The 19,453-nt window shown below is 37.8% G+C and carries 20 protein-coding genes; 9 read left to right on the top strand and 11 right to left on the bottom strand.

What is annotated here, in order from left to right:
• Positions 1-268 precede the first annotated feature (268 nt).
• Positions 269-1,879: a hypothetical protein gene (locus ACJVDK_RS00555; protein WP_443938375.1), complete on the top strand. Its 1,611-nt coding sequence runs from the start codon at positions 269-271 to the stop codon at positions 1,877-1,879.
• Between the two features lie 51 nt (positions 1,880-1,930).
• Here the strand turns inward: ACJVDK_RS00555 and ACJVDK_RS00550 are convergent, their stop codons facing one another.
• The 4 genes from ACJVDK_RS00550 to ACJVDK_RS00535 form a co-directional block, all read right to left on the bottom strand.
• The gene (locus ACJVDK_RS00550; RefSeq protein WP_443938374.1) at positions 1,931-2,329 is read right to left on the bottom strand and encodes a hypothetical protein; all 399 of its coding nucleotides are present in this window, start codon (positions 2,327-2,329) and stop codon (positions 1,931-1,933) included.
• A gap of 51 nt (positions 2,330-2,380) precedes the next feature.
• Positions 2,381-2,716 (bottom strand): gliding motility protein GldC, encoded by a 336-nt coding sequence (gldC, locus tag ACJVDK_RS00545; protein ID WP_443938373.1) that lies wholly within the window; start codon positions 2,714-2,716, stop codon positions 2,381-2,383.
• A gap of 94 nt (positions 2,717-2,810) precedes the next feature.
• Entirely contained in the window at positions 2,811-3,080 is a 270-nt protein-coding gene (locus ACJVDK_RS00540) for a hypothetical protein (RefSeq protein ID WP_443938372.1), read from the bottom strand.
• On the bottom strand, positions 3,080-4,426 hold the full coding sequence (locus ACJVDK_RS00535; RefSeq protein WP_443938371.1) for a DEAD/DEAH box helicase: 1,347 nt from the start codon (positions 4,424-4,426) through the stop codon (positions 3,080-3,082). The genes ACJVDK_RS00540 and ACJVDK_RS00535 overlap by 1 nt, the downstream gene beginning before the upstream one ends.
• A 266-nt stretch (positions 4,427-4,692) precedes the next feature.
• Between ACJVDK_RS00535 and ACJVDK_RS00530 the strand changes: the two genes are divergently transcribed.
• From ACJVDK_RS00530 to ACJVDK_RS00515, 4 genes are read left to right on the top strand one after another with little or no spacing between them, the layout of a single operon-like run.
• Positions 4,693-6,030 carry a dihydroorotase gene (locus ACJVDK_RS00530; protein WP_443938370.1) on the top strand — a complete coding sequence of 446 codons (1,338 nt, stop codon included), beginning with the start codon at positions 4,693-4,695 and terminating at the stop codon, positions 6,028-6,030.
• Positions 6,031-6,067: 37 nt separating this feature from the next.
• A complete protein-coding gene (locus tag ACJVDK_RS00525; RefSeq protein WP_443938369.1) occupies positions 6,068-6,331 on the top strand; it encodes a hypothetical protein in 264 nt (87 codons plus the stop codon).
• Positions 6,316-6,711 (top strand): type II toxin-antitoxin system VapC family toxin, encoded by a 396-nt coding sequence (locus ACJVDK_RS00520; protein ID WP_443938368.1) that lies wholly within the window; start codon positions 6,316-6,318, stop codon positions 6,709-6,711. Before ACJVDK_RS00525 ends, ACJVDK_RS00520 begins: the two co-directional genes overlap by 16 nt.
• 37 nt (positions 6,712-6,748) lie before the next feature.
• Positions 6,749-7,855 (top strand): DUF3810 domain-containing protein, encoded by a 1,107-nt coding sequence (locus ACJVDK_RS00515; protein ID WP_443938367.1) that lies wholly within the window; start codon positions 6,749-6,751, stop codon positions 7,853-7,855.
• On the opposite strand, the gene ACJVDK_RS00510 is transcribed toward ACJVDK_RS00515, so the two are convergent.
• Positions 7,852-8,433, bottom strand: a complete 582-nt coding sequence (locus tag ACJVDK_RS00510) for a tRNA-(ms[2]io[6]A)-hydroxylase (protein WP_443938366.1) — start codon at positions 8,431-8,433, stop codon at positions 7,852-7,854. The genes ACJVDK_RS00515 and ACJVDK_RS00510 overlap by 4 nt on opposite strands.
• Positions 8,434-8,530: 97 nt before the next feature.
• On the opposite strand from ACJVDK_RS00510, the gene ACJVDK_RS00505 reads away from it, so the two are divergent.
• The 4 genes from ACJVDK_RS00505 (at position 8,531) to ACJVDK_RS00490 (ending at position 13,344) form a co-directional block, all read left to right on the top strand.
• The gene (locus ACJVDK_RS00505; RefSeq protein ID WP_443938365.1) at positions 8,531-9,766 is read left to right on the top strand and encodes a glycosyltransferase; all 1,236 of its coding nucleotides are present in this window, start codon (positions 8,531-8,533) and stop codon (positions 9,764-9,766) included.
• Between the two features lie 107 nt (positions 9,767-9,873).
• A complete protein-coding gene (hscA, locus tag ACJVDK_RS00500) occupies positions 9,874-11,730 on the top strand; it encodes a Fe-S protein assembly chaperone HscA (RefSeq protein ID WP_443938364.1) in 1,857 nt (618 codons plus the stop codon).
• 147 nt (positions 11,731-11,877) lie between these two features.
• Positions 11,878-12,330 carry a DUF1569 domain-containing protein gene (locus ACJVDK_RS00495; protein WP_443938363.1) on the top strand — a complete coding sequence of 151 codons (453 nt, stop codon included), beginning with the start codon at positions 11,878-11,880 and terminating at the stop codon, positions 12,328-12,330.
• Positions 12,331-12,387: 57 nt separating this feature from the next.
• Positions 12,388-13,344, top strand: coding sequence for a zinc dependent phospholipase C family protein (locus tag ACJVDK_RS00490; protein ID WP_443938362.1), 957 nt, complete (start codon positions 12,388-12,390; stop codon positions 13,342-13,344).
• Between the two features lie 49 nt (positions 13,345-13,393).
• Here ACJVDK_RS00490 and ACJVDK_RS00485 read toward each other — a convergent pair whose 3' ends face one another.
• From ACJVDK_RS00485 to ACJVDK_RS00460, 6 genes are all read right to left on the bottom strand, one after another.
• Positions 13,394-14,038, bottom strand: a complete 645-nt coding sequence (locus tag ACJVDK_RS00485) for a VTT domain-containing protein (protein WP_443938361.1) — start codon at positions 14,036-14,038, stop codon at positions 13,394-13,396.
• A 27-nt stretch (positions 14,039-14,065) separates the two neighbouring features.
• Complete coding sequence (locus ACJVDK_RS00480; protein WP_443938360.1) at positions 14,066-14,767, bottom strand: hypothetical protein; 702 nt, start codon at positions 14,765-14,767, stop codon at positions 14,066-14,068.
• Between the two features lie 217 nt (positions 14,768-14,984).
• Complete coding sequence (gene dnaN, locus ACJVDK_RS00475; protein WP_443938359.1) at positions 14,985-16,109, bottom strand: DNA polymerase III subunit beta; 1,125 nt, start codon at positions 16,107-16,109, stop codon at positions 14,985-14,987.
• 33 nt (positions 16,110-16,142) lie between these two features.
• Positions 16,143-17,813 carry a gliding motility-associated ABC transporter substrate-binding protein GldG gene (gene gldG / locus ACJVDK_RS00470; RefSeq protein WP_443938358.1) on the bottom strand — a complete coding sequence of 557 codons (1,671 nt, stop codon included), beginning with the start codon at positions 17,811-17,813 and terminating at the stop codon, positions 16,143-16,145.
• A complete protein-coding gene (gene gldF / locus ACJVDK_RS00465) occupies positions 17,813-18,538 on the bottom strand; it encodes a gliding motility-associated ABC transporter permease subunit GldF (protein WP_443938357.1) in 726 nt (241 codons plus the stop codon). The genes gldG and gldF overlap by 1 nt, the downstream gene beginning before the upstream one ends.
• Before the next feature lie 374 nt (positions 18,539-18,912).
• Positions 18,913-19,449: a hypothetical protein gene (locus ACJVDK_RS00460; protein WP_443938356.1), complete on the bottom strand. Its 537-nt coding sequence runs from the start codon at positions 19,447-19,449 to the stop codon at positions 18,913-18,915.
• Between the last annotated feature and the right edge of the window lie 4 nt (positions 19,450-19,453).

The following is a 19,453-nucleotide window of genomic DNA, read 5'->3' as shown; positions in this document are numbered from 1 at the left end:
AATTGAGTGAAATATGGATTTTTTTGTGCGCACATTTCTATTTATTGATTAAAGAATAATCGTTTGCTTTTAATGATTTACGCATCGGTAAAAACTACACTCAAACCGAACTACATTTCATCCTTAAAACACTATGCTTCACTCAAACAACAAAATATAAGTTCTTTAGAACCTTAGCTTTGCTCTGTCTCAATAGAAATTCTTATTTATCACAGGTTAAAATCTCCAACTATGGAGAAAATTAGGTTTTAATTAAAGGATCCTAGCCATGAAAAAAATCACCCTCAAACCACTGCTTTTTGTGCTATTTTGCATAATAAGTTCCGCTAATGCTCAAGTTAAGAAAACTACCACAACGGCTAAACCAAGTACCCAAGCAATAGCTCCTCCTAAAAATCTGGCTAGCGATATTTTTCGTTCAGGAACCGAACAGGCTTATAAAATACTGAGCAATGAACTAAAAGTAATGGGCGTAACGATTGAATCTTTAAGCGAAAATACGATTCACGAAAACCCAAAAAATGGCGAAAAAATAGGCAAATTATTGCAAACACAAACCAAACTTATTTGCACAAAGGGTATAGAGCTGGACATTTTTTCTAATCCTGCTGATCAGGTTGTTCAGTTTAATTGTTCTATATCCAATGTTTCATTAACCACTAAAACCAATCTTGAGCGAATTTTGGGGCATACCAAATGGCCTTTACTTAATAAATCTGCACAAAACACGCTCTACTCGAACAGTAATCTCATGGTAGTTATAAACGATTACAGCGATAACGAAAAAAAAACGAGTTTTAGCCAATACCTTTGCTTCACAGGCATCGATAAAAGTCCTTTGATAGGTACTGTGCCTCCTTTTAACGCCGATTCCCTCTCGGTACATAAAAGTGCGATTGAAACAGGAATGAGCATTATTCAAACATTAAAAAATCAAGGAATTAGACTTCTCTGTAAAACGCCTACCAAAATTTACCCAGAATATAGCGAGGATGAAGCGAGTAAAGTAAGAATTTATACAACAGAATATTACTTTTCAGGAGGAGGCTCGGTAACCGTAACTAGCGATAGCCGTAAAAAATTAACTAAACTCGATTTCCTTTTTTCAGACCCTTTGGTTTACACTAAATTCAAAAAAACATTTCATTTCAGCGAATGGACTAATGAAGGAGAAGGAGAAGAGGAAGATGAAACCATTTACCGTAAAAATCATTTAGAAGGCGCTGTAAACGACAAATACAAATACATTTCAGTAAATATTGAAACCCATATTTCGGATGTAAACACGCGTCTTGCAAACTCCGCACCCATCGATGCCGCAAGCCTAATTAATAATTACTATACGATGGATAAAGCAGCGTTAAAAACATACCTAGATGCGAATTACGCCACTATAGCATTCGTTAACTGGACAACGCGTCAATTGTTTTATAACGAAAAAGCCGATCCATATGATTTCTTTTTCAAGTCGCCTTCCGATTCTCTTTGCTACGCTTGCTACGAGTATAAATTGGGCGAAAATTGGTCGCGAATTGTTTATTTCAGTACGCCTGATAAAGCCTATTACGAAAGCATGAAAAACGACTTATTAAAATTAGCGAACGATGCAAACTCAAAAGTTATCGTCAACTACAGCGATAAACTTACCGACAAGTCAAAAATGTACTTCATCACACTATTTTCAAAAGAACAAGAAGCAATTAATGCCGAGAATAAACGAAGAAAAGAAGAAGCATTAGCTGCTCAGCAAAAACGCGAACAGGAAGAAGCGGCCGAAAGAGCAAGACAAAAAGCTGCGAAATCTGCAGCTGATATACAAACGTTAGGAAATATTCTACTACAAGGTATTCAGCAAATGAAACCTAAAGGAAACAATTAAAAAACACCTTTTCTAAAAAGTCAATAACACGCTTGATTAAAATCTTGCGTGTTATTTCACTTCTAAACGCGTTTTCTTTACGCTAACGAGCATAAATAAAACGCCTACGAGTAAGACAATCCATCCCCATTGGTAGTGCACAATTTTACCGATTAGCTTATTGGCAAAAACATGTTTAGTATAATTGTTAACGGTAAAATAAACGGCGCCAATGCTTAAAATGTACCACACAGCCATTACAAAGCTCATGAATCTAAAGCCCGCAATTTTGCGCATAAATAATACGAGCAAGGCGATGGCCAAAATACCATAGGTAATAAAAAACAAACGAGCATCGCTTTGATACAAGTTCCAATTGCCTTTAAGGGGCACCTTTAACATCGGGCAAAAACCTGCTATGGTACACAACAGTATCCCTAGCCAGGCATAAAATTTATTTAATACTAACATTCTTGAGATTGGTTAATGAATAGATACGTAAAACACCACAAAGGATGCCGATTATTGTCCTTCAACAATACCCATTTTTTCAGCAAAATGAGCGCAATAATCACGTAAATCTTCTACAATGAGGGTTTCGTTGGTTGCTTTTAAAAAACTATCGCCCATGGTTTGTAGTGTTTCATAAAAAAAACGTTTCATTTCGTCAACGGGCATGTCTTTTGTCCAAAGATCGATTTTTAATGTGTTTTTATAATTATGATCCCAAACCGATAAGAACATCGCTTTTGCAGGTACTTTATCACTATTTCCTGCATCAGTACTTTCCCAAAGGATGTTATCAGGATTATTTCCTTCGTCTAATTCAACCGTTAATTTTATTTCTGCTTTTCTCATTTTTCAACTAATTTTTAGTGTAAAAGAACCCATCAATGGTCCTTTTACATTGCGCCTGCAAAGATGCTTATTTCGCCTTATACTTCAACCGGGCCTATACAAATTTTTGTAATATTAACATCAAGATTACCGTTACCAAAATAAAGACGGTTTCTACCAGCCATATTTTGCGCAAGGTTTTCAAACTAAACCGAAAAACTAAATCTGTGATAAAGGTAACACCAATTAAACAAGCTAAAATCAACCGATAAAAAAAACTACTATCAACCGGCGCTCTGTCCGTTTGCGCTTTAAAAAAACTGAGCACGAACAAAGCAAAAGCCAAGGCTGTTAGGATATTTAAAGGCGTAATCTTTGCTTTCATTACTTATTTTTATCGAAACGTTTCCCCTTCTTAAAGTTATTGGCTGGTTTACCGGCTTTCGCTTTTGCCTTATCGCGGGCCTTTTGTTCAATAGCCTTGGCATTTTTCTTTTCGTGAAAAGCACCTTTAAAATCAGGGTCCTCTTTACGCTTTTGCAAGTCTATCTCACGGGCAATGTGCTGACGCTCATCGTAAGGTGTTTCTTCAATAAACACACCTTGTGGAATTTCAAAAACCGGAATAAACTGCCGAATTAATTTCTCTATTTTACGGATATAATATTTTTCTGCATCGGTGGCAAAAGTAATGGCATCGCCTTTGGCAAAAGCCCTGCCAGTACGCCCAATTCTGTGCACATAATCTTCAATAATAATGGGCACATCAAAATTAATGACATGACTTACGTCGCTCACATCAATTCCTCTACTGGCAACATCCGTTGCAACCAACACGCGAATGTTTCCTTCTTTAAAACTATTTATCGAGTTTATACGCGTATTCTGCCCTTTGTTTGCATGAATTACACGTACATTATCGGCACCATACCGACGTTCAATAAAACTAAAAATGTTATCGGCAACCGTTTTCGTTTTACAAAAAATAATCAAACGGGTAAAAGCCTCATCGTTCTTCAACAAATGTTGTAGAAGATTAATTTTCGTCTTAAAATTAGGCACATAATACAAGGCTTGCGTAACATTTTGAGCCGGAGTAGCTTGCTGAGCAGCTTCAATTACTACCGGATTTTTCAAGAAATCTCCGGCAATTTTCTTTACCAAATCGCTCATCGTAGCCGAGAACAATAAATTCTGACGTTTACGCGGAACCACTTCTAAAATACGGTGAATAGACCCAATAAAGCCCATATCCATCATTTTATCAGCCTCATCCAACACCAAAAACTTCAAGTTTTTGGTAGCAATATCACCGGTCAGGTATAAATCCAAAAATCTACCCGGTGTGGCAATCAAAATATCAACCCCTTTGGCAATTTGTTCCTTTTGTGCTTTGGGCCCAATTCCGCCAAAAATAACCACTGAACGTAAATCGGTATAGGTAGAAAAAAGTTTAACCTGCTCAGCAATTTGCATCGCTAATTCGCGCGTAGGCGATAGAATTAAAGCCCGAGGGCTATCGCCCTGCGCGTACTTTAACTGCATCAATATAGGCAACACAAAAGCAGCTGTTTTCCCTGTCCCAGTCTCCGCAATACCAAAAATATCCTGTCCCGATAACACCGGAGCAATCGCTTTTTCTTGTATTGGCGTAGCTTCGGTATAGCCCGCATCGGCAATTGCATTTAAAATTTGCCTGTTTAACTTAAATTCTTCAAACGATTTAGCCATAGCCGCAAAGATAGCAATAAAGGCGCGGTTTTGGTGAATAGGTTAAATTGGTAAACTTGCCACTACTTACTGAAACCTTTACTCCGTATCCCTTTAACCCTAAACCTTATCCCCTTCAACCCTTAACCTTACACCCTTTAACCCTAAACCTTATCCCCTTCAACCCTTAACCTTATCCCCTTTAACCCTTAACCTTATCCCTAAACCTTACCTCCTTTTAGCTTTTAGCTTTTCACTTTTAGCTTTCTACTTCCTACCTTTGAATCATGAACAACACATACCTGATAAAATCGGCCACTATTGTAAACGAAGGCCAACAAATTATTGCCGATGTTTTAGTTAAAGACGGATTTATTGCAAAGATTGGGCAGAACCTATCCGATCCATCTGCACAAGAAATTAACGCCGAAGGCCAATATCTTTTACCAGGAATGATGGACGATCAAGTTCATTTCCGCGAGCCTGGTTTAACCCATAAAGCCGATATTTTCACCGAAAGTATGGCTGCTGTTGCTGGCGGGATTACTTCTTTTATGGAGATGCCTAACACCATTCCCAACACCTTAACACAAGAATTACTGCAAGATAAATACAACATTGCTGCCGAAACGTCCTTAGCCAATTACTCATTTTACATGGGGGCCAGCAACGATAATATTGAAGAGGTTCTTAAAACCGATGCCAAAAACGTTTGTGGAATTAAAGTTTTCATGGGTTCATCAACCGGAAATATGTTGGTTGATAACGAAAAAACCTTGGAAAACATTTTCAGTAAAGCGCCTATTTTAGTGGCTACGCATTGCGAAGACGAAGCAACCATTCGCCATAATTTAGCCGAGTTTAAGGCAAAATACAACGATGAATTAACCATCGACATGCATCCTTTGATTCGCAGTGCTGAAGCTTGCTACAAATCATCGTCGCTAGCCGTTGAATTGGCAAAAATGTATCAAACGCGTTTACATATTCTGCACATTTCTACCGCGAAAGAAATTGCGCTGTTCGACAATTCCATCCCCTTAAAGGATAAAAAAATTACTGCTGAAGCATGTGTACACCACTTATGGTTTAACGACAGCGACTATGCGGCCAAAGGAAATTTCATTAAATGGAATCCGGCTGTAAAAACCGCCGCCGATCAAGTTGCTATTTTAAAAGGAGTTATTGAAAATAACATTGATGTTATTGCAACCGACCATGCTCCACACACCTTAGAAGAAAAGCAACAAGCTTATGCACAAGCACCTTCGGGAGGCCCCTTGGTACAACATGCCTTACCTGCCTTGTTAGAAATGCATTTGCAAGGCAAAATATCGCTCGAAAAAATCGTTGAAAAAACCGCACATAACTTAGCCATTTGCTTCGACATTGAAAAACGTGGTTTTATTCGCGAAGGTTATTGGGCTGATTTAGTTTTGGTCGATTTAAAAGACGAATGGAAAGTAACCAAGCTAAATAATTTTTACAAATGCGGATGGAGCCCTTTTGATGGAAATACTTTCCAAGCCAGCATTACACATACCTTTGTATCGGGCAATTTAGCCTATCAAAAAGGTCGTTTTACGACTGATAAAATTGGAAAAAGATTGCGATTTATAAGGTAAAGCTGTATATTTGTGTAGACTTTATTTTTTCGTAAAAATGACAGATTTACAATTATTTTCGAACATATCAGCTCTTCCTAGCAATTTAAAGCAAGAAGTAGCTGATTTTGTTGCTGTATTACAGCAAAAATCTAAAGGCAAGCATCTGTTTAGTCAAACAGCTTATACAGCTGAAGAACCTCTTACACATTACAATTCAAATTTTTCAGATTTCTTATTAAAAGGACCTGTTTTTTCTGATGACCAAATTGCCGCTATTAAAGAAAATAGAAAAAAAATTAATCAATGGCGGACCAAATAATAATGGTCGATACATCCATCCTAATAGATTATTTCCGCAAAAAAGACAAATCAAAAACTAGGCTATTTTCATTAGCTAAAACATTTGACACGCTATGTATTTCTAGCGTAACCGAATTTGAAATATTCGTTGGAGCAAAAGACGAGCAATTAGATTTCTGGAAGGCCATGTTGCACAACTTTATTATCTTTCCCTTTGGTAGTGATGCCGCCCTAGCCGCAGTGGAAATTCAAAATTCACTTAAAGCGTTAAGAAAAACAATTGATAAAGCCGATTTATTTATCGCTTCAATTGCTGTAGCCCATAATCTAACCTTTGACACATTAAACCAAAAGCATTTCCAAAATATTGATTCATTAAAATTATTTGGTTCAGATTAATACATAAAATAGTCGAAAATCATACTTTTGTTACCAAATGAATCGAAATAAAGGAGTCTACACCAAGTTTATTGCAATTTTACTACTCGTTGTATTGACTTTTATTATTGGTTTTTTTCCATCTTTTATTCAAAAATATTACTCAACAGGTATTTATCCACATATAGCTGCCAGCCTTCGATTTATATCATCTCTCTTCCCTTTTGCCCTAGGCGATAGCCTATACGTCCTTTTATTTGCCTTTGTACTTTATAAGCTCATTAACTTTTACATACGGAGAAAGCAGCTAAAGAAGCAAGATCGATTGATTGTTCCTCTTGAAGTTATAAACTTTTTTTTGGTGCTTTATATTCTTTTCAAAGTTGTTTGGGGATTTAATTACAGCCGTCCAAGTGTCAGCGATGAATTAGGCATTGGTAAAGAAAAATACAATGTAAAAGAATTGCTGTTATTGACAGATTTTTTCATACAAAAAACAAACGATTTAAAGCTCAAACAATCCCAATCACCCGAGTACACCATCAAGCTTTTGCAAGAAAAATCGTCCGAGGCGTATGCACTCATGGCGCAAGAAAATACGTTATTTAGGTATCGAATACCATGTTTAAAGGCGGTTTCAAGTACGTATTTAACCAGCAAAGCTGGAATTGAAGGGTATTACACTCCCCTATCCGGCGAGGCCAATATCAACACAGCGCTTCCTAATTTTGTAAAACCCTACGTAAGTTGTCACGAAATAGCTCACCAATTGGGGATAGCATATGAAGATGAGGCTAATTTATTGGGCTATTTAACGGCAAACAATTTACCCAACATCGATTATCAGTACTCTGCCAATTACGAAATGTTGCGGTACTTGTTATTTGAAGTTAGAATGAAAGCACCACAAGAATATAAACCTATGCGGGATAAATTAATACCAGCAGTGCTGCAGGATTTCAAAGCTGAAAAAGAATTTTGGCGTCGTTACAACGGACAAATGTTTGGTTATATGGACAAAGCTTTTGATAATTTTTTGAAGCTAAACAATCAACCAAAAGGCATCGAAAGCTATCAGGACATTGTTATTTGGCTTTGGAACATACATAAAAAAGAAATTGTTTTCAGCAACAAATTCCAAACACCGAAGTTAAAAAAGGACTAACCGTGGATGGCTTCCTTCGTTCCGTAACTTTTTATTAAATCACCTTCAAACTCCAACCACTCTTTCCAACGTTTCTCCACATCTACATCGGTGCTGTACTTACGCGCAAAGTTTAAAAAAGTAGTGTAATGACCCGCTTCTGATACCATTAATTCGTGATAAAACTTAGCCAATTCCGCGTCTTTGATATTTAAAGATAATACCCGGAAACGTTCACAACTTCGCGCTTCAATCATTGCTGCAAATAACAAACGGTCAATAAAAGCCATGTTCCGGCTGCCGTCTTTCTTACTAAACTTTACCAAACGCCCAACATAATCATCTTTACGCTCACGGCTTAAGGTATACCCGCGTTCTTTGATGATGTTAATAACCATCTGAAAATGCTGCATTTCTTCAATGGCAATCGCTGTTAATTCATCAACCAAATCCTGGTGTTCAGAATTTTGGGTAATTAAGGTAATGGCATTTGAAGCCGCTTTTTGTTCGCACCAAGCATGATCAGATAAAATTTCTTCCAAATTTGATTCAGCAATATTTGCCCAACGCGGGTCTGTCAATAATTTTAATCCTAACATGTGGTTTGATAAATTTCCAAAGGCCAAAATTAGAAATAATCGCTCGGTTTTAAAATTGTAAGCGAAAAAGCCTTTATTTTGCACAAAATAAGAAGAAATGGCAAAGAAATTATTAATTATCGGATTGGTTTGGCCCGAACCTACTTCATCGGCAGCAGGGACACGAATGATCCAATTAGTTGATTTATTTCTTAAAAAAGGATACGACCTGCATTTTGCTTCTGCCGCTTCCAAAAGCGATTTTAGTTACCCTTTATCAGCTATCGGAGTCACCGAACATGCTATACAACTAAACGACAGCAGTTTCGATGCTTTTATCCGCGCATTACAACCCAACATCATTCTGTTCGATCGCTTTATGATTGAAGAGCAATTTGGCTGGCGCGTACAACAGGAATGTCCGCATGCGATGCGCATGTTAGACACCGAAGATTTGCATTTTTTGCGCCAAGCGCGACAAGAAGCCAATAAAAAAGGTACAGAAACCGAATTATTTTCAGATACTGCGAAGCGAGAAATTGCCGCCATTTTACGCTGCGATTTATCGTTAATCATTTCAGAAGAAGAAATGACCTTGCTGCAAAATCGTTTCAAAATTGATTCTTCTTTACTATATTATTTACCCTTTTTAGAAGAAGCCATCACCCCTGAAACCGTGAAGAATTGGGTTCCCTTTACCGAGCGGAAAGATTTTGTCTTCATCGGAAACTTTTTACATGAGCCTAATTGGAATACCGTCCAATTTTTAAAAACGACGGTATGGCCAATACTTCGAAAAAAAATGCCGGGTGTAAGCCTACACATTTACGGAGCCTATGCCGCCCAAAAAGCCTTGCAACTCAGCAATAAAACGGAACGTTTTTTGGTGCAAGGAAGAGCCGAAAATGCACGAGAAACCATCGCCAAACACCGCATATTATTAGCCCCGATTCAGTTTGGAGCCGGTGTAAAAGGAAAATTTATCGATGCCATGCAAACAGGCACACCCTCGGCCACTACACCTGTCGGTGCGGAAGCCATGAAAGGAGACCTTCCTTGGGCTGGGATTATCGAACAGGATGTAACGCTTTTTATGGAGAAAACTGTCAAACTGTATCAAGATCAAACAACCTGGCAACAAGCACAACAAAACGGTATCCAGCTGCTTAATCATCGCTATGCGAAAAACAATGTGAAGGAAGACTTTATGCAACGCGTAGAAAAACTATTCCTAGAACTTACCGCGCATCGTCAAAACAATTTTTTCGGCCAAATTCTAGCACACCACAGCGCGCAAAGCACCAAATACATGTCGCTCTGGATTCAACAAAAAAACAAAAAATCGACCAAGTAACCTGGGCTACACGAGTTATTCATAACCAAGCCCCTAATTTTTTAAACTTTACAACAGTAAAACATTTCAGTCTAAAAAGCTTTAAACAATATTGTAAATTTGCAGCTATGGCAAAAATATCAATTAACCTCGCTACGGGTTCGTTACAACAAGAAGAAATCATTGTCGGCATTGATTTAGGTACCACCAATAGTTTGGTTGCATTCATCAATCCGGAAAAAAATCCACAAGTAATTAACGATGCTGGCAAAGGCTTATTGGTTCCCTCGGTGGTCCATTTTGATAGTCAGAACGAAGCGCTTGTTGGAAATGAAGCCAAAGAATTTTTAACGACTGACCCCGCAAACACGATTTTTTCGGTAAAACGCTTATTAGGTCGCTCGTATAAAGATGTTGCGGAACATAAAGATATTTTCTCGTACAAAATCATAGATGACGATACCGATGCACTGGTTAAAATCAAGGCTGGCGACCGCTTTTATACACCTATCGAACTTTCAGCAGAAATTCTAAAGGAACTAAAAGCAAGAGCCGAACATGCCTTAAAAACTCCGGTTAATCGTGCGGTAATTACCGTTCCTGCTTATTTTAACGATAGCCAGCGACAAGCAACTCGCGATGCGGGAAAACTTGCCGGTTTAGATGTAATGCGCATTGTTAACGAGCCAACCGCTGCAAGTCTGGCTTATGGCATCGGACTAGATCCCATGCAACAAAAAACCATTGCCGTATACGATTTAGGAGGTGGTACTTTTGATGTTTCCATTCTTCAAATTCAAAATGGAATCTTTGAAGTATTGGCTACCAATGGAAATACGTACTTAGGTGGCGATGATTTTGACCGCGCAATTTTAAATTACTGGATTGAAAAAAACAATCTCGACAAAGAAAAACTGGCACAAGATGCTGTTTTAACACAAACCTTACGTTTACAGGCCGAAGCAGCCAAAAAGGCGTTATCAAATCAAAGCTTATACAATGAACAAGTAGGTGAAATTTGGTGTACGCTAGATAAACAAACCTTTGAGGATTTAATTGCTACCAAAGTTGAAGAAACTATCACAGCATGCAAGAACGCGCTTAAAGACGCCGAGTTAACCGTAGATTCGATTGACGAGGTTATTCTTGTTGGTGGTTCTACCCGCACGCCTTTTGTAAAAAAACAAGTAGAAAATTTCTTCGGTAAAAAACCACAAGACAATATTAATCCCGACGAAGTAGTTGCATTGGGTGCAGCCATCCAAGCAGATGTGTTAGCAGGAAATCGCTCTGATATTTTGTTGTTAGATGTTACGCCACTATCGCTTGGCATTGAAACCATGGGGGGACTCATGGATGTCATTATTGCACGTAACAGCAAAGTGCCAACCAAAGCCGGTCGCCAATATACAACCTCCATTGATGGTCAAGTAAACATGAAAATTGCCGTTTTTCAAGGAGAACGCGATCTAGTGAAGGAAAATAGAAAATTAGCAGAATTCGATTTAAAAGGAATTCCGGCCATGCCTGCTGGTTTACCAAAGGTGGATATTAACTTTTTGCTAAATGCCGATGGTATTTTAACCGTACAAGCCATTGAATTACGCTCAGGTGTGAAACAAGAAATTGAAATTACACCAAGCTACGGACTGAATGATGATACCGTCGAAAAAATGTTAATTGACAGTATCACACACGCCAAAAGCGATGTAGCACAACGCATGTTAATTGAAGCGCGTAGCGAGGGCGAACAATTGCTCTATACTGCCGAACGATTTATTGAAAAACAAGCACAATTTTTAACGGAAGCAGAAATTGCCCAGACCAAAGAGCATATTGAAGCATTAAGAGTCGCTTTAAGCACTGCTGAAAAAGATGTAATTTTGAAGAAAGCAGACGAACTAAACGAATTTACGCGTCCTTTTGCCGAACGTGTGATGGATGCAGCCATTGGTCAAGCCATGAAAGGTAAAAAAATAGAATAGCAACAAAAAAAATTCCGAAATAGAATCAAGAAAAAACAACTCAATTTCATAGTGGGTTGTTTTTTCTGTTTTTAAGGTGTTTTATTTTTAATTTATTAACTATATTCGATTTCTTTCCCTATTGAATTCGCTCAAAAAACAGTTGTTATGAAAAATATTTTCTTAGTAGAGACAAGCAATGAAGTAATTGGTCGCATTAACCAATTAAACACCACTAGTACGGCATTATGGGGAAAGATGAATGTGGCTCAAATGTTAGCACATTGCAACGTGACCTACGAAATGGTGTATACCGACAAGCATCCTAAACCGGGCGCTTTTATGGGCTTTTTGATTAAATTACTGGCAAAAAGTACGGTCGTAGGTGATAAACCATTTAAAAAGAATATACGCACAGCGCCCGCCTTTCTGATTGTGAATGAACGTAAATTCGAGGACGAGAAAGCTCGATTAATTGAATTCATTAAACAAACACAACTTATTGGCGAACGTGCATTTGACGGAAAAGAATCTCATTCCTTTGGACGTCTTTCAGCGGATGAATGGAACAACATGTTTTACAAACATTTGGACCATCACTTAACACAATTTGGCGTGTAAAATTTAAAGCTGCAAGGAATGCCTGCAGCAATATTATTCATAACATGTTTAAGGTCTATGCGGAAAATACTACTTTTATTAACCTTAATCATCCCGTTATTTTTATGTACCTCTTGGGGATTTTTTGCCCATCAGCGAATTAACCAATTGGCGGTTTTTACCTTACCATCGGAAATGATAGGTTTTTACAAAAAGAACCTTAAATACATTACTGAGCATGCCGTAGATCCCGATAAAAGGCGCTATGCTGATACTTTAGAAGCTCCGAGGCATTATTTGGATGTAGAGAACTATGAGTTAAATATCGACAGCATCCCTGAAAAATGGAACGATGCAGTGGCTAAATACGGTAGTAAGAAACTGAACAGCGATGGTATTGTTCCTTGGCAAATCCAACGCACCTATTACAGTTTAGTGAAAGCATTTAAAACCCATGATTCGCTTAAAATCCTGAAATACTCCGCTGATTTAGGTCATTACATTGGCGATGCGCACGTTCCTTTGCATACCACCGCAAACCACAATGGCCAGCTAAGCAATCAAGTCGGCATTCATGCTTTTTGGGAAAGCCGATTACCGGAATTATTTTCCACGCAATACAATTTTGTGGTTGGCAAAGCCCAATACCTGGAAAACCCATTGAAAGAAGCCTGGAAAATTGTAAAACATACGCATACCTTGGTTGATACCGTTTTGAAATTTGAAGCAGCGCTAAGCCAAGCCTTTCCTAGTGATAAAAAGTATAGTTTTTCGGAGCGAAACAATGTATTGCTCAAGCAGTATTCACACGCCTATTCGAAAGCATATCACGATCAAATGGATCACATGGTAGAAAGGCAAATGCGTGCATCTATCCTTGCCATTGGTTCCTATTGGTATTCCGCTTGGGTAGACGCCGGACAACCTATACTTAAAAACCTGACAAAGATCCCACTATTGGAAGAGGAGGAGAAAAAAGAAAAGCAGATAGAGCAAAAGTACAAGGAAGGCCGTATAATTGGTCGAGAGTTTTAAAGAAATTGAGGATTTATTGCCGAATGAATAAATCCCCAATTTCCATCAATTACTTCGTTTTAAAGCGACTTCTGATTGCAGCCCAAATAGCCGGAAAAAAAGTAACAACAGCGATAGTCAGAATTACGATATCAAAATTATTTTTTACCACTTCTATCTGTCCTAACCAAAAACCGGCAAATAAAAGCAAGAAAATCCAACTAACACCTCCAATAATATTAAAATACGTAAAACGTCCAAATGGCATTTTAGCAATCCCAGCTACGAAAGGTGCAATGGTTCTAAAAATTGGTAAAAATCGACTAAAAATAATCGCTTTCCCTCCGTGTTTCTCAAAAAATTCGTGCGATTGCTCGTAATATTTTAGTTTTAATATCTTGTTTCCCTCCTTGAAAACTCCAGCACCTAAAATGCCTCCGAGTTTGTAATTTACGGTGTTTCCGAGTATAGCCGCAAAAATAAGAATGAAAAACATGACCCAAATGCTTAAGCCTGTAGCCCCACCTGCAATCAAAGCACCCATCGCAAAAAGCAATGAATCGCCTGGTAGAAAAGGAGTTACTACAAAACCTGTTTCGGCAAAAATAATCAGGAATAAGATAAAGTAGGTTAAGTTGTGGTATTGATTTACAATTTCCGCAAGATGTTTATCGATGTGTAAAATGAAATCGATTAAATGTTGTATAATTTCCAAAGGTTCTATTTTTTTAGGTCTAAACTATTAATTTGATGAAGTGATTATTCTATGCAAATCGCCCACTTTTGTTCCATCCAATACCACCGTATACACTTTATTATTAGTGATTACTGTACTATCTAAACTCTTTATCTCAGGAGCAGGATTGGTTGGCGAAGGCGCGGTGAGACTGAATGATATTTTGGTATTCTTATTTACCTTCACTTTACGAAAAGCACTTTCACCATACTTTAATTCAAAATCGGCAAAAGCTTTACCCGCATCTGAAATAAGTACATTGGCACCCAGTGTATAGCCTAAGTTGTAAAATGTAAGTTTTGCACTATCTAAAATGGTTTTCACATCGTCTAATGTCACCAATAACTGATTTTCGCGTTTATCTTTTGTTTTTGTGAAATAGACCGAATAGTTTTTACCCAATTTAAATGTTTGTCCGGGCAAGGATACACTGTCTTTTTCAAGATTGAAATCTCTGGCAGAAACCGTATAAGTTGAGTCTCCTGCTACCACAATGTAACTGCTATTGGTTCCGTAAACGGTTTGAGTACCCAAAGCGGCGCCGTTTAAAAAAAACAATTGTGTGGTATCGGTTGAGGCTACGTTAAATACACGAACTTTTGCATCTCCTTTGATGTAGTTTGAACTTTTACTACAGGCCCATATCGTTGATATAACGCTAAAAAGTAAAATAATTCGGATGATGCTACGCTGTTTTTTGTTTTCCATGAATAACGGTGACAGTTTAAAGTGTAAAGATACGAGAATGCTACAAACTACCAATTAAATATCAATGGTAGATGGAACTACTTGTTGCTTACTTTAAGCCAAACGAAATCCTGGTATCGAAAACTGTATGTGAAAAAACCGATGCTGCTTGATAGGATTGAAAAAAAAATGGCCTGGTAAAAAACCAAGCCATCTTCATATCCTATTTTATAAGCTATTAATAGCTGTTATTAAGCATAACTGGCATTACCAACATTAAAACATCTTCGTTTTCGTCGTTGGTTTGAGGAATTAAAAGACCGGCACGGTTAGGCGTTGATAATTCCAATGTAACCTCGTCGCCACTTAAGTTATTCAACATTTCAATCAAGAAACGTGCGTTGAAACCGATTTCTAAATCTTCGCCGTCGTATTGGCAGCTTAAACGCTCATGCGCTTCGTTCGCAAAATCTAAATCTTCTGATGAAATATTTAATTCGCTTCCACTGATTTTTAAACGTACTTGATGCGTGGTTTTGTTCGCAAAAATTACCACACGACGCAGCGTATTTAAGAACAACCCTCTATCTACAACTAATTTATTTGGATTGTTGCCTGGAATTACCGCTTCGTAATCAGGATAACGTTCGTCAATTAAACGACATACTAAATTGATGTTATCAAATTTGAAGAATGCACTAGTTGCATTGTAATCAACTGAAACATTAATATCCGTTGAAGGCAACGCACCTTTTAACAAAGTTAAAGCTTTCTTCGGTAGAATAAACGATGCGGCTTTATCAGCTTTGCTATCCATTCTGCGGTAACGCACCAATTTATGCGCATCGGTTGCCACGAAAGTGATGTGCTGAGGCGACAATTGACAAAATACACCCGTCATAGCTGGACGCAACTCATCGTTACTTACTGCAAAAATGGTTTTGGTAATGGCTTCTGTTAATACCGAAGCTGGTAGGTTTACCGATGACGCATTCTCTACAACCGGAATTTTTGGAAAATCATCTCCGTTTTCTCCGCTTAATTTATATTTACCATCTCCCGCGCTAATTTCGATTGCTAAAGTAGCATCGTCGATATTGAATGCAATCGGCTGATCAGGTAACGTTTTAAGTGTATCTAATAAAATTTTCGATGGTACCGCTACTTTCCCTTCTTCTTTCGATTCAACCGCTAAAGCCGTGGTCATACTGGTTTGTAAATCGGTAGCTGAAATGGTTAAGTTACCATCTTTAATTTCGAAAAGGAAATTTTCTAATATAGGTAAAACCGTACTGCTGCTAGAAGCACCGTTAACAGTTTGTAGGTGTTTTAGTAAAGTCGATGTGGAAACAATAAATCTCATGATAGTATTTAGTCTTCTTCAAAAATAGAAAAATTATTTAGCGTACCTATATCTGCGATAATAATGTTGAAAAATTGCAAAGAATATTAACAATAATAAGGGAAATACGACATTAATGAGCTGCCATTTTGTTTTTTCGAGTTTAACTTTCGCTTTATCGAGCAATCGAATGGTCACTTCTTTGTTCCGCAAGGCGATTAAATTATCGTCATCAGTAAAATAATCGATAATATTTAACAACAATGCTTTATTTCCATAGGTACGTTGCGAATAGCGATCAAAACCCAATGGAAACGGGGTTCCATCTTTCTCAGAGACTTGATTCTTAAAAAGATCTCCATCAGCTAGTACAATTATTTTGGCTTCTTTGCTCAAGCTTTCTGTAGAATAGGCTTGCACAATACCCGCTGGTAGCGGACGTCCTGCAAATACAGAAGGAAACTTCCCTTCTAGCAAGGCCCCTACATTCTTAACAGGACTTAAAAACTCCTTCGGTTCAGGCTGTTGCGCCACCATCTCTAAACTAAAGGGTTTTGGCGTTGAGAACACTCTGTTAAAGGTTGAGCTGGTTAGCAAGATTGTTTTTCGCACCCCCTTAATGCCAATAGTATCTACCGTACTTGGAAATTCTGCTTTTATGCCATCCATTTTTTTTACGAGACTGTGCGCCGTATCTGGCAATAAAACCGGATAATACAACCATGGAAATAATTGCATCTGACCTCCCCCAGTTCTTACCGGAATTTCGGCACAATTTAAATCGGCCAAAACATCGTAATTGATGCGGGCACCGTACATGAACAACATATCGTCTAAATTCAACTGGCTATTCACAATCACTTGACCCGAACCTTTGCCCATACTGTCTAATTCCGCACGAACTTGATCAATACTCCACAGCACACGGCCACCTTTCATTACAAAGTAATTTATTTTGTATTTCTCTGTTTCGGTAAAGGGTTTTGTTGGTTTAGCAATTACCAGCGTACTAAGTTTATCTAAACCTTCCTTTGTAATCGTATTTAAATCAATACGCCCAACCACATAACTATTGGCCAAGCTGTTCAAGGCATCGCTCAATTGTAAATCAGAAAGCTCACCATTCGATTCGGTAAAGCCAATTCGCGGATTGCTCCCATTTATCACCTTTTTCAAACTCGAAGTAAAAGTATATTCCAGGTTTTCAATTGACCGATTAATATTATCTTCAAAACTACCAATAGAATTAAAATTTTGAAGAATCTTAATAGGCATTTGCTTCCCATCACATTCAATCATCGCCATTGGTACCACTATTTTTTCGGTGGTTCCACTCTCTGTTTTTAAGGTTGTTCGTGTAGCTTCTATCCCGCTTTGCGATAAATTATACAACACCGTATCTTGTTCAACAGCACTTAAACCCGCCAAAGGATCTTCAAAAACTACTTTAATATCTGCTTTTGAATACGCTTTGAAATCAGACAATAAATCTTTTACTCCACCGTGCAAGCGTTTAAAGGCAGGTGGCAATTCTCCGTCCAAAAAAACGGTAATACGGATTGGCTTTGTATTTTCCTCTAAAATATTTTTGGTCTTATCGTTTAAGGTAAAGCGCTTATCTCCGGTAAAATCAAAACGATAATACAAAAACTGCCCACCTATATTCAGTAAAACCAGTGCCGTTAAAACCAATAAAAAGCGTACTAAATTTTGCTTGTTTTTCATTACTTCTTCCCTCCCATCATCATTTTACTTGCTATTAAAAAAAGTACTGAAAAACTGATAAAATAAAGTAAATCACGGGTATCGAGTACACCACGACTAATAGACAAATAATGTTCGTTGATCCCCAAACTCGTTATGGTTCCTTCTACTTTTTGCAAAGCGATTAATTGACTGGTATAATCGAAGCCTAGAAAAGCAAAAGCACATAAAGCGGCGGCAATAACAAAGGCAATTACCTGATTTTTTGTTAACGAGGAAGCAAAAATCCCCACAGAAACAAAGGCAGAACCCAACAAAAACAAACCGATGTAAGAACCCGCAACCGCACCACCGTCTACATTACCTTGCGGTAAACCCAGTTGACATAAAGAGTAATAGTAAATAAACGTTGGAAGTAGTGCTAACAACACCAATACCAAACTCGCCAAATATTTAGCGAAAATGATTTGCGTTAAGGTGATAGGTTTTGTAACCAATAGCTCGTAGGTGCCCTCTCGTCTTTCTTCTGCCAACGACCGCATTGTAACGGCAGGAATGAGGAACATAAACAGATAAGGCACGAGGCTAAAAAAGCCGCCTAAATCGGCATAACCGTACTCTAATATGGATGTATCGGGGAAAAACCAAAGCAACAAGCCAGAAACAAGGAGAAAAATACCAATGGTAATATAAGCTACCATTGAACTTAAAAAGCTAAATAATTCGCGTTTAAAAACTGCGTACATATAATTTAAAACGCCGAAGTTAACTAATTAATATAGGATATTAAAGTGATAAAAGCCTAAAAAACCCTGGCTGATGATGCCAGGGTCCAAACTAACCAAAATAGAATTTTAGAGTCTCCTATTTATCAAATGTAAAAACTAAGAATTAAACTAACCAGGTCTAAATCCTATTGCGCCAATGTATTCAAGAGCTATGCCAGTATTACAAACACGCAAATAAGAAAGACATAATCAACTTAAAATAAGTAAATTAACTAGAGCAAGTCAAAAAAAATGAGTTATCAAAATAAAAAGAAGGCAAAAAAAATGCGACAATCCTTCCCCATTTAATACTCAAATGAGCAAAAACAGCCACAAAAAAGAATAATTAACGACTATAAAGCGAATACGTATGCAAAGCGTAAAGCTGCAAAACCATTGGTCGTGGTCGAATTTAGCTGAGGAATATTGCCATAGGTTCCACTCCATCCTTCGTAACGAATACCTAAATCGAGTTTGTTTTTCCCAGGCAATCGCAAAAAAGTCCCAAAACCTGGCGACCATACGAAAAGTGTTTTCTGATTATCTTTTACCGGTAAGGAAGCTCCCAACTGCCCTTCTACATAAAAACCTTCACTGAAAAAATATTTCAAGCCAGCTTTTAAAGGAATATAGGTTAAATCTTGCGTTTTTAAATAAAAATTCGTCTTTCCGAAGAAATTCATGAAACCAATATTTGCTGTTAAGGCAAAATTAGTGGCAATTCCGAAATCGGCTTTAACCGAGGCTCCCGTACCTATCGATGAAACATTGGCATAGTTTCCAGATGGAAATGCAAGTTCAGCGCCCAAACCGATATTGCTATTTTGTGCGGAGCTTTTAACGGATAATAAAAAAACGCACAAAATCAGCGATAAACAAAATTTACACATCGAA

Origin of the sequence: Pedobacter paludisoli (genome assembly GCF_052344095.1) — a bacterium.
In the GTDB taxonomy this organism is placed as follows: domain Bacteria; phylum Bacteroidota; class Bacteroidia; order Sphingobacteriales; family Sphingobacteriaceae; genus Pedobacter.
This window is presented reverse-complemented; position numbering and strand designations above follow the sequence as displayed.